This is a genomic window from Sporosarcina sp. QA0331 (assembly GCF_055808055.1).
Map to the genome: position 1 here is coordinate 29,117 of NZ_CM147850.1, position 14,153 is coordinate 43,269.

Genomic DNA, 14,153 nt, shown 5'->3' on the forward strand with positions numbered 1-14,153 from the left:
GGGCGTATGCATACTAATGTAAGCCTTTTTCTATAATGAAATGAAAATTAACAGCCTCTTTCCAAGAAGAATTGGAAAGGGGCTTTTTGTTGTGAAAATTAATTTGTTTGATTCAACGTGTAACACGTACCGAAAAACAAAAGGAAATGATGATAGCCAATTGGAGTTGTAAAAAAACAGTTGCATCATCGAAATCTTTCTTGTAAGATAAACAAACAACTAAAACGTAATCATTACGATTTAGTGATCAAAAGGAGGATTTATGAAATGAACAAAAAGTTTCTTTCCGCATTGTCAGTGATTTTCTTAGTATTTCTCACTGCATGCGGCAACAGCAAGCCTGCACATGTGAAGGAAAAAACGGGAGGCGGTGATGAAGTTTTATCTGTATATACGACTGTTTATCCGCTTCAATACTTCACGGAGCGAATTGGCGGGGAAGCGGTTCAAGTTCAATCTATTTATCCCCCAGGAGCCGATGAGCATACATTTGAGCCAACTCAAAAAGATATGATGACGCTTGCTGACTCGGACTTATTCTTTTATGTCGGGCTTGGGCTCGAAGGATTCGTGGAAAATGCCGAAAAAACAATGAAAGGTGAGCATGTCAAAATGATAGCGGTAGCGGACAGTATTTCGAAAGAGTCGTTAGGCGAAGGGCATGACCACGACCATGACAGTGAAGATCATGAAGGACATGACCATAGCCATGAAGAGGAAGACTATGAGGGGCATGATCATGAACACGATGGGGAAAATGCTGAGTCGCATGATCATGAAGAAGCGGGTGAAGATACACATAATCATAATCATGAGGAACACGAACATGACCACGGGGAGCACGACCCGCATGTATGGATTTCTCCTTTATTGAGCATTGAGCTAGCAACGACGATTAAAGATTCACTTATTGAAGCTATGCCTGAGAAAAAGGATGTCTTCGAACAAAACTTTGAAAGCTTGAAAAAAGACTTAGTAGAGTTGGATCAAAAATTTAAAGAGATGGCAGTCCATGCACCCACGAAAACATTTTTTGTCTCGCATGCAGCTTTTGGCTATATCGCTAATACGTATGGATTAGAGCAAGTTGCAGTGGCTGGACTGAATTCACAAAGTGAACCTTCACAAAAGCAGCTGGCATCTCTCGTTGAATATGCAAAAGAAAATGATATTAAGTATGTGTTATTTGAACAAAACGTTTCTTCTCAACTAACGAATGTCATCAGAAAAGAAATCGGAGCAGAATCATTGATGCTTCATAACTTGGGTGTCTTAACTCCGGATGATTTGAAAAACAATGAAGATTACTTATCGTTAATGGAGCGCAATATCGAAACGTTGGAGAAAGCATTGAGCAACGAATAATTTCTGCAAAAAGGAGGAGTGAAGGATGAGAAAAATACCTGTCACAGTACTAAGCGGTTATTTAGGTGCAGGGAAGACAACGTTATTGAACCATATTCTACACAACCGGGATGACTTGAAAGTTGCTGTCATTGTCAATGACATGAGTGAAGTGAATATTGATGCTTCTTTAATAAAACAAGGTGGCTTTTCACGCACAGAAGAAAAATTGGTGGAACTGCAAAACGGCTGTATTTGCTGTACACTTCGGGAAGATCTAATGTATGAAGTAGAAAAATTGGCGGCTCTTGGGGATATTGACTACATTGTAATCGAATCCTCGGGAATTAGTGAGCCGATTCCGGTAGCGCAGACGTTTACTTATGTAGACGAAGCGCTTGGCATTGACTTATCAAGGCTTTGTCGATTGGATACAATGGTGACCGTTGTAGATGCGAATGCTTTTTGGAATGACTTTACTTCGGGCGATACTTTGCTGGATCGACGGGAAGCTGTTTCGGAATTCGATGAACGAGAGATTGCTGATTTGCTTATTGACCAGATTGAATTTGCTAATGTACTGTTGCTGAACAAGACGGATTTATTATCTACAGAAAACGTGGGCGTGTTAAAAGGTATGCTGCAAGCGTTAAATCCTGATGCGAAGATCATTGAGACAGTGCGTTCCCAAGTATCGTTACAAGAAGTGTTGGACACGGGATTGTTTGATTTTGAGACAGCCAGTCAAAGTGCCGGGTGGATCAAGGAGTTGAACGAGGAGCATGTCCCCGAGACAGAGGAGTATGGAATTGCATCGTTTGTTTACAGAGGTAAAAATCCATTTCATCCGGAACGCCTGCGAGAGTGGCTTACAGAGTGGCCGGCAGAAATCGTTCGCGCAAAAGGATTTCTTTGGTTGGCTACACGCAATGACAATGTGATTTTGCTTTCCCAGGCAGGTCCATCTGTCATGTTGGAAGTAGCGGGATTGTGGGATGAGGAATTCGGGGAACAGATGAATGAGCTTGTCTTCATAGGAATAGATATGGATCGGCAAGAAATTATAGAAAGCTTGGACAAATGCTTGCTTACAGAACAGGAACGCAAACAAGATTGGTCCCAGTTTGCAGATCCACTGCCAAACTTGTAACGGGGGAAAGTAAAGATGAGGGTAACAATTACACTTGCCTGTACGGAAACGGGAGATCGCAATTATATTACGACAAAAAACAAACGCCACAACCCGGAGCGCATCGAATTAAAGAAGTATTGTCCACGCTTGAGAAGAGTGACTCTTCATCGAGAAACGAAGTAAATTTTTTTGCTGTTTTTTAAATCGTAATGATTACCATTTTGAGATGAGTAGAGTAAAAATGAATGGTCGAAAAGTTATGAAATAATCAATGCTTATTGACTTTGTCAATCACCCTCTGTAAAGTTGGATTGTATAAAATGAAAATCGGTGACGAGAAACAGTAAGAGAAGAATCCTGTTCTTTAGAGAGTCGACGCTAGGTGGAAGTCGATGGACAGATCTATTTCGAAAGTCATTCTCCGAGATGCAATGCTGAAAACAGTAAGCTTTGCCGGATTTCCTCCGTTACAGGGAACACGTATGATTGTACGTTGATGGAGAGCCGTATTGTTTCGATTTTATCTGAAACTTGCGGAATATGGGTGGTAACGCGAGCACAAACTCGTCCCTGTTTAGGGGCGGGTTTTTTTGTGGTGAAAATAATGGTGAGTTTCATCATTTTTACTTTAGGAGGTTCAATTGTTGTGAAGAATCTAATTGTCGTCGCAGGTTCATTGATTGTTGCATTTGCCTTTAATTGCTTTCTCGTCCCATATGGAATTTTGAGCAGTGGAATTAGTGGAATCGCTATTTTGATTGGATTAATTACACCGTTTAATATCGGTTTGATGAACCTCTTGCTGAATCTGCCTTTACTCATTTTAGGATACATTAAACTTGGAAAGGTGATTACGGTTAATACACTGATTTGTGTTGTGTCGCTTTCTATATTCTTATATTTGTTGCCAGTAGTTGCAGTGACAGACAATATTTTGTTGTCGACGATCTTTGGAGGTGTCATTGGAGGCATTGGAGTCGGACTGATCTTAAAATTCTCCGGAACTTCGGGCGGCTTGGATATTATTGCGATCATTCTTTCCAGAACGAGTAATATCAGTATCGGTCTTCTTCTAACGGGTATGAATGGCATCATCGTACTTATTTCAGGTGCCGCTTTCGACTGGAATATTGCTTTATACACGCTTTTGTCCATCTATTTGACAGGCAAGATGATTGATAGCATTCATACAAACCATATTAAGTTAACGATGCAAATTGTCACTTCGCAAGGAGAGGCGATCCGGGAAGAGTTATTGAAGTCCATCTATCGGGGCATTACGATCACGGAAGGGTATGGCGGTTACACCCAAGAAAAGAAACATATTTTAATGACAGTAGTGACACGTTATGAAATGTTGCAGGTGAAAAAGATAGTCCGCAGCTATGATGAGACCGCATTTATCAATATATTCGAGACGGTTGAAGTCGACGGCGTTTTTGCGAAGAATTAGTCTTAGGTAAATTAAAAACCAACATGTGCATAGTTCAACGCACATGTTGGATCGATGGTAACAATGATTATCGAATTGTTTTCAATGCTGTCGCCCAAGGAATAACTTGGTCTAGCATTTGGTTTACGGAAGTAGCTTGTACTTCCGCTGGTTTGAAGTCAGTCATGTTTTCGAAATCAGTGAATAGGGATAGAGCCGGGTGAACACGAACGTCCGCTACGGAAAGTTCACCAAGGATGCCGCGTAAATGTTCAGCTGCACGAGCACCGCCTACTGAACCGTAAGATACGATACCAGCTGCTTTGTTGTTCCATTCTTCACGTAGGAAGTCTAAAGCGTTTTTAAGCGCTCCAGTAATGGAATGGTTGTATTCTTGAACGATGAATACGAATCCATCTTGTTTTCCAACGATTTCTGACCATGCAGCTGCGCCTGAAGCATCGCTTCCTGGCTCGCCTAGCAATGGCAATTTGTAATCTGCGATATCAATTACTGTATAGTTAGCGTCTCCGCGTTGATCTGCCAATTCTTTTACCCAAGCTCCTACTTGAGGGCTTACACGTCCATCACGAGTTGATCCTAAAATAATACCGATGTTTAATTTTGTCATTGGTTGTTCCTCCTGTTGTTTAGATCCAAATAGTTTGTCGAAAAGTCCCATCTTTTAATGTTTCACCTCCTCACAAGTATTCTTTTTCAATGTTTTTTGTACTGCGAACAGTGTCGATTGGTCGTACAAGACTTTCGATTGTCTCGCGTTTGTTTTCAAAGAATGGCGGCAGGGACAGTTTTTCGCCAAGCGTTTCATACGGCTCATCCCCCATGAATCCAGGACCATCCGTCGCCAATTCGAACAGAATCGAAGGGGCGATTCTTGTATACAACGAGCCGAAGAAATAACGGTCGATAAAGCCCGAGTTGGGCAATTGGAAGCTTTGCAAACGCTGTTGCCATGCATCGATTTCTTTGCGGTCCTCTACACGGAATGCCGAATGATGGACAGTGCCGAATCCTTGCATTGCTTGAGGAAGAACCGTGTTATATTCCACAACAACTTGAGCACCGTTTCCACCCTCGCCCATTTCGAATAAATGGAATGACTCTTCTTGAGCGATTTCCTTCATTATAAATACTTTCTCCAACATATCTTTCACATGATCGAAGAAGGAAGTCCGGATATGGATAGGTCCGAGTCCTGTAATGGCGAACTCCAAAGGAATCGGTCCGTTTTGCCAAGGCGTTCCTGATTCGACCCCTTCATTGAGCTCGTCAGAAATGAGCTGGTACTGTTGGTCATCAAAGTCCACAAATGACAAAACCTTTTTACCAAATTGCTCTTGGATGCCCTTATGCTTCACTTCAAATTTGTCGAAACGTTTTACCCAATACGCTAACGCAGCATCGCTCGGTACACGGAAAGAAGTTTTTGAAATTTCGTTTGTTCCGTGTACTCCTTTTTGAATCCCGGGAAAATCAAAAAATGTCATGTCTGTACCCGGATTACCCGCGTCATCTGCAAAAAATAGATGATATGTTTGAATATCGTCTTGGTTTACCGTTTTCTTTACGAGGCGCAACCCTAATGTGTACGTGAAGAAGTCATAGATTTTCTCTGCGCTGCTCGTAATGGCTGTTACGTGGTGAATGCCTTTTAATTGGTTCATGTATGTTCTCCTCCTCAATTTATCTCGAAATCAAGATATATAGTTAAAAAATTTTGTTAGTTCTTCAACTAACATTGTTTTGGGTTCATTAATTACTGTTTGAATTAATTTATCTTTAATTCGAGGTAATCATAGCATGCTACTTCATGTTACGTCAACATTTTCATTTTGAAATGCGAATGGTATTGCCCAAACCTTGACAAATGTAAGCGAAATCGATAAATTTATCTCGAATTAAAGGTGTTTGAATGCAGTTCATTTACGGTTTAAGGAGAGGTAGGAATTGAATACTACTAATGCACTGGGAAACAGGGAACTAAAACCAACGTTGCATGAATACCAATTGATTTGGGAAAACACAAATGATGCGATATTTATTATACGTGATGACGGTGCGATCATCCAAGCTAATCCAGCTTTGACGGATATGTTAGGCTGGCGATTGGAAGAGATAGAAGGGCGTGCAAGACCTCCTTTTTTTATGGAAGACTTTAGCTTGGAAGATCATCAAACGCAACTTAATGAACTGAGAGGCGGTCGAAGCATCGCCAATTATGAAACGCAAAGAAAGCATAAGGACGGAAAAATAAAGGATGTCTTAGCATCCTACCGTGCGATTAACGAGGATCATATTTTAGCCGTAGCAATGTATAAGGATATTACTGAAGAAAAGGCTATCAAACATAGACTTGGAATGGCGGAAAGTTGTTACCGTACATTAGTGGAATATTCGCCGGACGCAATTATAGTTCAAAATGATGATAAGTTATCCTTTGCAAATCCGGCGGCCATTGAACTATTGGGCGCGAATAGTCTCCAACAAATTATCGGAAAATCAATCGATGATTTTATCGAAACAGGTGCAAATAGAAGGAGTTTCGTTGATGCTATTGATGAGCCGGAAATGATAAAGTCAGAGCCAATGATTGAGAAACTAATACGCGTTAACGGTACAACAATATGGGTGGAAATCATCGCGATTCCCGTTACACATAACGGAGAAAAGGTCATACAGGCAATTTTGCGGGACGTAACAGTTCGGAAATATTATGAAGATCAGCTGACCTACATGGCTACTTATGACCCGATGACAGGGGTTGTCAATCGAAATTCCTTCATTGAAACTGTAAATCAAGCAATTGAACATGCTCAAGAGTCAGGGGAGACGCTTGCCGTATTGTATATCGATTTGGATAAATTCAAGGATATTAACGATTCGCTTGGCCATGGTGTCGGTGACGAACTGCTTATTCAATTTGCGAAAAGACTGGAGAGTAATGTTCGTCATCTGGATGTAGTCGGCAGAGTCGGCGGAGATGAGTTTCTTGTCTTGCTAAGAAACAATACTAAGGAAAAGGTAGAGTCGATTGTCCGGAGAATGCATGCGAATGTAAACGAGCCTTATGTGATAAAAGAAAATGAAATTCATTCATCGTCAAGTATTGGCATTGCGATGTATCCGGATGATGGAAACAACTCAGCGATGTTAATCCAAAACGCCGATCAGGCACTTTATAAGGCGAAAGAAAAAAGAAATCGATTTGAGTTTTATCGTGAGTTTTCGTAAATCGGTTATTCAATTAAAAATGAAAGGCGTCCCAGAAAGATCATTTTCAATGACTTTTTGGGACGCTTTTTATTGTGCTGTTTTAGTTAGGTCTTTTCGCAATCGCTTCGATTTCAACGTCTGCTCCGAGTGGCAGTGCTAACACTGCAACACAAGTCCTTGCAGGGAACGGTTTAGAAAACTTCGTTGCGTATACTTCATTCATTGCGGAAAAATTATTCATATCAGTCAAATAAACATTTACTTTTACAACATCATCAGGTGTAAGATTCGCTGCTTCCAGCGCCTCAAATAAGTGATCAAAGCACAGCTTTGTTTGTGTCCCGATGTCACCTGCTATATTATCCGCAGAAGCGGAATTCATTGCGGTTTGTCCGGATAAATAAACGAGATCACCTGCATCCACTGCAGCTGAATACGGACCTGATGCTGTTGAGCCTTTTACTTCATAAGCTTTTCTTGCCATCATAACTCCTCCTTACTTCATTAGCTGAAATACCATCATAGCGCAATAAACACCCATTGGCTAGAACTTGAGTGTTTCATCATCATACGAACTTCTCATTGTTTATGCATATCGCTTATGTATGTTTGCGATGCAAAGGTTAATGGATATAGAAGAAGGATGAGACACATAATGAACAGGAAAACCAGTTACCCGCAGCGATGGATAATAAGATCGGTTTAGTCTACCATACAAATGCGCTATTGCCTTTGTGGGACGATTAAATGTCTAATTCAACCTAATCAGGGGGTAGATCCGATTGGTGGAACAGGAACTCAATCGAGAGCAACTAAAAAAAGAAGGCTTCAATGACGATATCTGCCGACGAAGCCGGACGAACGCAAGTGGAGCATCGGTAATTATGCGACTGTATGGATGGGTTCAGTGCATAACATTCCGAACTATATTGCCGTTGGCGGTCTTTTTGCTTTAGGGTTGTCTGTTGGACAGGTTTTCACTGCCATTATGATTGCGTCCATTATTATATCGGCGGTTATGGTGTTAAATGGCCGGGCTGGATCTAAGTACGGGCTGCCCTTTGCTATGCTGATCCGCTCATCTTTCGGAACGAGGGGAGCGATGGTCCCTGGCATATTAAGGGGAGTCATTGCTGCAATCATGTGGTTTGGATTTCAAACTTATGCAGGAAGCCAAGCCTTGTCCATTCTCATCGCGAAACTTTGGCCGCCGTTTCTCACATTAGGTGGGGATTGGAACCTTTTAGGGTTATCACTGCCAGCATTAATATCATTCCTTATATTTTGGTTGTTTAACGTTGCTTTAATTTATGGGGGAATGAATTTTTTAGGGAAGTTTACAAATATCCTCTCGCCTCTTGTTTATATCGTTTTTGGCGGTATGGCGATTTGGGCGATTAAGCTGGCGGGAGGGATTGGCCCGATCCTAGCTTATACAAGTAGTGGAGTGAGTGGAAATCCGGTAGTCGTCTTTATAGCTGCAATGACTGCGATCATCGCTGCTTGGGCAGCTCCGATGGTTAGTGTTTCAGACTTCACAAGATTGGCTAGCTCTACGAAGAGTCAGGCAATCGGTCAAACAGCTGGATTAGTTGTGACCTATTTATTATTTGCGATTGCAAGTATTTCAATCATCGTCGGCTCCGAAATTGCCTTTGGTACACCTATTTGGAATGTACTTGACGTAGTTGCCCGATTTGACAGTACGTTTGCCATTGCGATATCTGTCCTTACGCTTTGCTTAACGACACTATCGGTTAACGTGACAGGTAATATTGTTCCTGCCGGTTACCAATTAGCGTCGCTATTCCCTAAAAAGCTCACTTTTAAATCAGGTGCAACGATCGCTGCTGTCATCGGGATCCTTGTTCTACCTTGGAAGTTGATGGAGAACGCGACGAGCATCTTTACATTTTTGAATATCATTAGTGGATTACTGGCGCCTATTACAGGTGTTATGCTCGCCCATTATTTTGAAGTTTCGAAAACAGAACTAAATTTAAGTGAATTGTATTCCGAGAACGGAAAATACAACTATAAGAATGGATTTAATCAAAATGCGATCATAACGCTAGTTATTGCGGGTGCGCTTTGCCTGATCGGTAATTTCCTCCCGTTCTTTAAGCCGCTATATGATATGTCCTGGTTTGTCGGTATTATTTCGGCCTTTATTCTTTACAGCTTGCTGGAAAAGCGAAGAACAAATAAGGCCCATTGAGTTGAATGAAAAAATATGGAGGGATTTACAATGGAAAATTATGATTTGATCATTAAAAACGGAACAATTGTGACAGCAGATTCAACAGAAAAAGGGGATATCGCCGTCAAGAACGGGAAGATCATGGAAGTGTCTGTCGGAAAGCCGCTTGAAGCGACGGCGGCACGGGAGATAAATGCTGAAGGTCTTCATATCTTTCCTGGGGTAATCGATTCACATGTCCACTTTAACGAGCCGGGCAGAACGGAATGGGAAGGATTAGAGACGGGGAGCAGAAGCTTAGCTGCCGGCGGGGCAACCTCGTTTTTTGATATGCCGCTGAATAGTACCCCTCCGACGATCAATAAAGCCAATTTAGAAATGAAACGTGCATTGGCAGAGGAAAAATCCATTGTGAATCCATATTACTGGGGTGGGCTTGTCCCGGAAAACATAGCTAATTTGCGAGAGCTTCATGAAAATGGCGTCATCGGATTCAAGGCATTCATGTCGCCGAGCGGAATCGACGACTTCCATAATGTCGATGATGAAACGATCTATAAAGGAATGAGGGAAATCGCATCCTTGGGATCCCTTTTAGCCGTTCATGCTGAAAGCACGGTCATGTGTGAACAGCTTGCGGAAGAAAGAATCGGTCAAGGCAAAGTAACGGCGAGAGACTATGTCGAATCCCGTCCAGTCATTTCGGAAATTGAAGCGGTCCGAAGAATTCTTTCTTATGCAGAATTGACGGGCTGTAAACTTCATATCGTGCACGCAAGCAGCCGAAAAGTCGTAGAGGTGATCAATGATGCGAAACAAAGAGGCGTCGATATAACGGTGGAAACATGCCCGCATTATTTGTCATTGACTGTAAAAGATCTGGAGGAACAAGGAGTTATCGCAAAATGTGCCCCTCCGTTGAGAGATGAAGACGAAGTGGAAGATTTATGGACGGCGGTTGCGAACGGAGAAATTGACACTATCGGTTCAGACCATTCACCGGCGCCTGCATCCATGAAGGTGATCAGCGATAATATTTTCGATGGATGGGGAGGGATTTCAGGCGCCCAGTCCATGTTGAATATACTTTTGACGGAAGGGCATTTCAAACGGAATGTTCCATTGGAGAAAATCGTTGAATTGACGGCGAAAAACCCGGCAAAAATATTCGGATTGAAAACAAAAGGAACGATTGCAACCGATTATGATGCTGATTTGACAATTGTCGATCTGAATGAAAGCTTTGAATTGAAGAAAGAAGATCTGTTTTACCGCCACCAACATTCGCCTTATATCGGAAGGACATTCAAAGGAAATGTGAAGACGACAATTGTAGGTGGAGAAGTCGTGTTCGAAAACGGACAACCAATACAAAAATAAAAAATTGGTGGGATATTGTTTTTTAATATCTGTTAACTATAAAGGGGAAGGGGAATTGTTAGTATGACTTCAAAGGAAGCACAGCCTCAATTGCAAAAGAAAAAGAAACTTATGATTCCCTATTGGTGGAAAGTAGTCTTTGCTTTCACATTAGGATGGATGTTCATCAATGCCAACAAATATTTTTTGAATCCTATTTTGGATAATATCGGATTGGAATATAACCTGAACAACTCCCAGCTGGGCCTCGTCAACAGTATATTCTTTCTGACATATACGATTGCACAAATACCAGCTGGAGCGTTCAGTGATAAATTTGGAAGAAAGAAATTGCTTGTCATCGGGTTTATCTTATATGGGCTATTAACAGGTATCAGTGGCTTAATGGCCGGTTTCACAGGCTTTTTAGTAGCTCGTGCAGTTGCAGGACTTGCCTCGGCAACCTACTATGGACCGCAATTTGCCCTATCGTCCGAAGCGATTCCGGAAAAACATCGAACTGTCGGAAGTGCCATCATTAACAGTGGGTCAGGAATAGGGATTGCCTTCGGATTCATTTTGTCGAGTACTTTAGTTTTGGATATGGGGATGAAATGGACGGTTCCCTTTTATATTTTCGGTGTGCTGACCGTTCTTGTCGGATTCCTCATTGCAGCGTTGGTGAAAGAAAAAAATCCGGATACAGTGAAAGAAAAAGAGCATCTAGAAAAAATTGACGTCAAGGAAGAGAAAGTATCTGTGATCTCTTTACTTAAAAACCGAAATCTGCTCATTACTTTCCTCGTCTTATTCTGTTCCATTTACGGCTTTACAGTCGTTGTTACATGGTTGCCGAAGTTTTTGGAAACCGAAAGAGGCTTCCACGGCAGTCAAGTTGGATTAATAGCTGCCTTAGTTCCATTGGCCTCCATTCCAGGAGCCCTTGTTGCAAGTTATATTTCAGACCGCTTAGGTCGGAAGAAACCTTTCGCATTCATACTTATTCCGGTTGCGGCGGTCGCTTTATGGGCAACGGTCTATGTACATAGTACAGCATTGCTAATTACGGCATTATTAATTTATGGGCTATTCGGCAAAATTGCCCTAGATCCATTACTGATTGCTTCCGTTTCTGAAAACGTCCGACAATCCACGTATGGGGTAGCCTTCAGTTTATATAATTTTGTCGGCATGATTTCGTCGGTTATCGCCCCTTGGTTTGTCGGCTTTCTTGCTGATAAAACAGGCAGCATGGCTGCAGGGTTCTATTCGGCGGTCATTGTTCTCATTGTTGGACTCGTCCTCATAATGTTCTTTAAAGAAAGTCCCAAAGTAAAAGCTCAAGGTGTATAAACACTATTAATTCAAATTCAAATGTAAAAGGGGTAGATGAATGTGACAGATGTAACACGTGAAATTGCTCATCTTGAAGAGTGGCTGGCGGAATACGGAAAGGATCCTGAAGGCGGGGTTACCCGGTTGCTTTATACAAAAGAATGGGTGGAAGGGCAAAAAGCTCTGGATAAACTCATGCAAGATGATGGATTGACTACCCGTTACGATGATATTGGAAACTTATTTGGCCGATTAGAGGGCAGTTCGTATAAAGACGAAACAATTTTAACCGGTTCCCATGTGGACACCGTTAAAAATGGCGGCAAATTGGACGGTGCACTCGGAGTTTTGGCGGGCATTTTAGCGATACGTCTATTGAAGGAGAAATATGGCAAGCCTCTCCGAAATCTTGAAGTTGTGTCATTTGCAGAGGAAGAAGGAAGCCGATTCCCTTATGCATTTTGGGGTTCGAAAAACTTTGTCGGCATCGCGAAGAAAGAGGACGTTGAAAACATAACGGACTTCAACGACGTACCTTTTGTAGAGGCGATGAGGGAAGCTGGTTTTAATTTTAGGGACGAATCAAAACCGTTCCGTAATGATTTGAAAGGTTTTGTGGAAATCCATATTGAACAAGGTAATGTGTTGGAAAAGGAAGGAAAAGACATTGGGATTGTTCATAGCATTGTCGGACAAAGGCGTTTTACGATCGATGTGAAAGGTGTCGCAAACCATGCGGGGACTACGCCGATGGGGTATCGTAAAGATGCATTATATGCCGCCAGCCAAATGATCAATAATGTCATTAACAGAGCAAAAGAATATGGTGATCCGCTCGTTGCGACAGTCGGTAAAATCGAGGTCAAACCGAACACCGTAAACGTTGTTCCAGGAGAAGCTTTATTTACTTTTGACGTTCGGCATACGGAAAAAGAAGTCCTTGTAAAGTTTACGGAAGAATTAACAACGATTGTCAAGAGGATCGCTGGTGATTCAGGTGTAGAGACGACGATTGATATGTGGATGGATGAGGATCCGATTCCTATGGATAAACAAATCGTTGAAACCATTGAAAAACAAGCGAAAGAAAATGGATTCAACTATAAGGTGATGCATAGCGGTGCTGGCCATGATTCACAAATCATTGCGCCAGTCGTGCCGACAGCGATGATATTCGTGCCAAGCCGCGAAGGAATCAGTCATAATCCTTTGGAGTATACAAGCCCTGAACAATTGGCAGTCGGAGTTCAAGCGCTAATGAGCTCCTTGTATGCATTGGCATATATGGAGTAAATCATCATAAAATAGTTGGCAATATCCGGAGAGGTGCAGAAAAGTCATTGATTTTTCTGCACCCTCTTTTGATATGAACAAATATGAATAAATATAATGATTTGAGACAAACCTAAGGACAAAGCAATGGCTGACACAAGATCGAAAAGGGGCTGCATCCTATTGAATCGAGTGAATTGCGATTTTTCACCAATGAAACAAACGTTAAAAGCGGATATCCATGAAGTCATAACAGCCTTACAGAACAATTTAATAGCTATAGATAACGAAAATGATTGTCTGCTTAGTGATTTTGAGAAAGTGAAAGAAGATTTTTTGAATATCGAAATGAAAGCCGCCACATTTTATTTAAATTGTTATTTGTCCCCCTTTACAGACAAATACCCGGAATTGTCAGTTTGCGTACAAAACTTGTCGAAGCGGAAACATGGCGGCTTAATCGTCATTCAAAGAGAAAATCCGCTTGAATCTTTGATCAAAACGGGCATCCCGATACAAGCGGAAGTGAGCCATTCGCTATTAGAATCAATTTTTTATCCAGGGAGCCCGCTTCATGATGGAGCGGTTTTAATCAATCGTAATCTAATTGTATCCGCAGCAAATGTCCTTCCGTTGTCAGGCAAGTATACAGGAGATAAAAAACTTGGCACGCGCCACCGAGCTGCTTTAGGTTTATCTGAAAAAAGCGATGCTCTTGTACTCGTAGTATCTGAGGAGACGGGCAAAGTATCATTTGCTATGAACGGAAGCCTTTATCCTGTCAGTACTTTCGGCTCCGGATTCCATTTAAATTAAATACACACCAGTCCTGTTTTCTGGACTGT

Annotated in this window: 13 protein-coding genes and 1 other annotated feature; of the genes, 10 read left to right on the top strand and 3 right to left on the bottom strand. The window is 41.8% G+C overall.

What is annotated here, in order from left to right; translation table 11 throughout:
- Positions 1-267: 267 nt before the first annotated feature.
- The 4 genes from AC0L13_RS00155 to AC0L13_RS00170 all read left to right on the top strand — a co-directional run bounded on the left by AC0L13_RS00155 (position 268) and on the right by AC0L13_RS00170 (position 3,929).
- Complete coding sequence (locus AC0L13_RS00155) at positions 268-1,365, top strand: metal ABC transporter solute-binding protein, Zn/Mn family (RefSeq protein ID WP_473642747.1); 1,098 nt, start codon at positions 268-270, stop codon at positions 1,363-1,365.
- A gap of 25 nt (positions 1,366-1,390) precedes the next feature.
- Complete coding sequence (locus tag AC0L13_RS00160) at positions 1,391-2,494, top strand: GTP-binding protein (protein WP_473642749.1); 1,104 nt, start codon at positions 1,391-1,393, stop codon at positions 2,492-2,494.
- A gap of 15 nt (positions 2,495-2,509) precedes the next feature.
- A complete protein-coding gene (rpmG, locus tag AC0L13_RS00165; protein ID WP_473642751.1) occupies positions 2,510-2,659 on the top strand; it encodes a 50S ribosomal protein L33 in 150 nt (49 codons plus the stop codon).
- A gap of 138 nt (positions 2,660-2,797) precedes the next feature.
- Positions 2,798-3,051: a binding site (T-box leader), on the top strand.
- A 71-nt stretch (positions 3,052-3,122) separates the two neighbouring features.
- Entirely contained in the window at positions 3,123-3,929 is an 807-nt protein-coding gene (locus tag AC0L13_RS00170) for a YitT family protein (RefSeq protein WP_473642753.1), read from the top strand.
- A 67-nt stretch (positions 3,930-3,996) separates the two neighbouring features.
- Here the strand turns inward: AC0L13_RS00170 and AC0L13_RS00175 are convergent, their stop codons facing one another.
- On the bottom strand, positions 3,997-4,590 hold the full coding sequence (locus AC0L13_RS00175; RefSeq protein WP_473642755.1) for an NADPH-dependent FMN reductase: 594 nt from the start codon (positions 4,588-4,590) through the stop codon (positions 3,997-3,999).
- A gap of 19 nt (positions 4,591-4,609) precedes the next feature.
- Positions 4,610-5,593 carry a ring-cleaving dioxygenase gene (locus AC0L13_RS00180; RefSeq protein WP_473642757.1) on the bottom strand — a complete coding sequence of 328 codons (984 nt, stop codon included), beginning with the start codon at positions 5,591-5,593 and terminating at the stop codon, positions 4,610-4,612.
- Between the two features lie 283 nt (positions 5,594-5,876).
- Between AC0L13_RS00180 and AC0L13_RS00185 the strand changes: the two genes are divergently transcribed.
- A complete protein-coding gene (locus tag AC0L13_RS00185; protein ID WP_473642759.1) occupies positions 5,877-7,160 on the top strand; it encodes a diguanylate cyclase domain-containing protein in 1,284 nt (427 codons plus the stop codon).
- 82 nt (positions 7,161-7,242) lie between these two features.
- Here AC0L13_RS00185 and AC0L13_RS00190 read toward each other — a convergent pair whose 3' ends face one another.
- Complete coding sequence (locus AC0L13_RS00190) at positions 7,243-7,626, bottom strand: RidA family protein (RefSeq protein WP_473642761.1); 384 nt, start codon at positions 7,624-7,626, stop codon at positions 7,243-7,245.
- A 357-nt stretch (positions 7,627-7,983) separates the two neighbouring features.
- Between AC0L13_RS00190 and allW the strand changes: the two genes are divergently transcribed.
- The 5 genes from allW to cdaS all read left to right on the top strand — a co-directional run bounded on the left by allW (position 7,984) and on the right by cdaS (position 14,124).
- A complete protein-coding gene (gene allW, locus AC0L13_RS00195; protein ID WP_473646777.1) occupies positions 7,984-9,360 on the top strand; it encodes an allantoin permease in 1,377 nt (458 codons plus the stop codon).
- Positions 9,361-9,390: 30 nt separating this feature from the next.
- Positions 9,391-10,722, top strand: a complete 1,332-nt coding sequence (locus AC0L13_RS00200) for an allantoinase (protein WP_473642763.1) — start codon at positions 9,391-9,393, stop codon at positions 10,720-10,722.
- Between the two features lie 63 nt (positions 10,723-10,785).
- Positions 10,786-12,054 (top strand): MFS transporter, encoded by a 1,269-nt coding sequence (locus tag AC0L13_RS00205; RefSeq protein WP_473642765.1) that lies wholly within the window; start codon positions 10,786-10,788, stop codon positions 12,052-12,054.
- Positions 12,055-12,090: 36 nt separating this feature from the next.
- Positions 12,091-13,329, top strand: coding sequence for an allantoate deiminase (gene allC, locus AC0L13_RS00210; protein WP_473642767.1), 1,239 nt, complete (start codon positions 12,091-12,093; stop codon positions 13,327-13,329).
- A 162-nt stretch (positions 13,330-13,491) separates the two neighbouring features.
- Positions 13,492-14,124: a sporulation-specific diadenylate cyclase CdaS gene (gene cdaS, locus AC0L13_RS00215; protein WP_473642768.1), complete on the top strand. Its 633-nt coding sequence runs from the start codon at positions 13,492-13,494 to the stop codon at positions 14,122-14,124.
- The last annotated feature ends 29 nt before the right edge of the window (positions 14,125-14,153 follow it).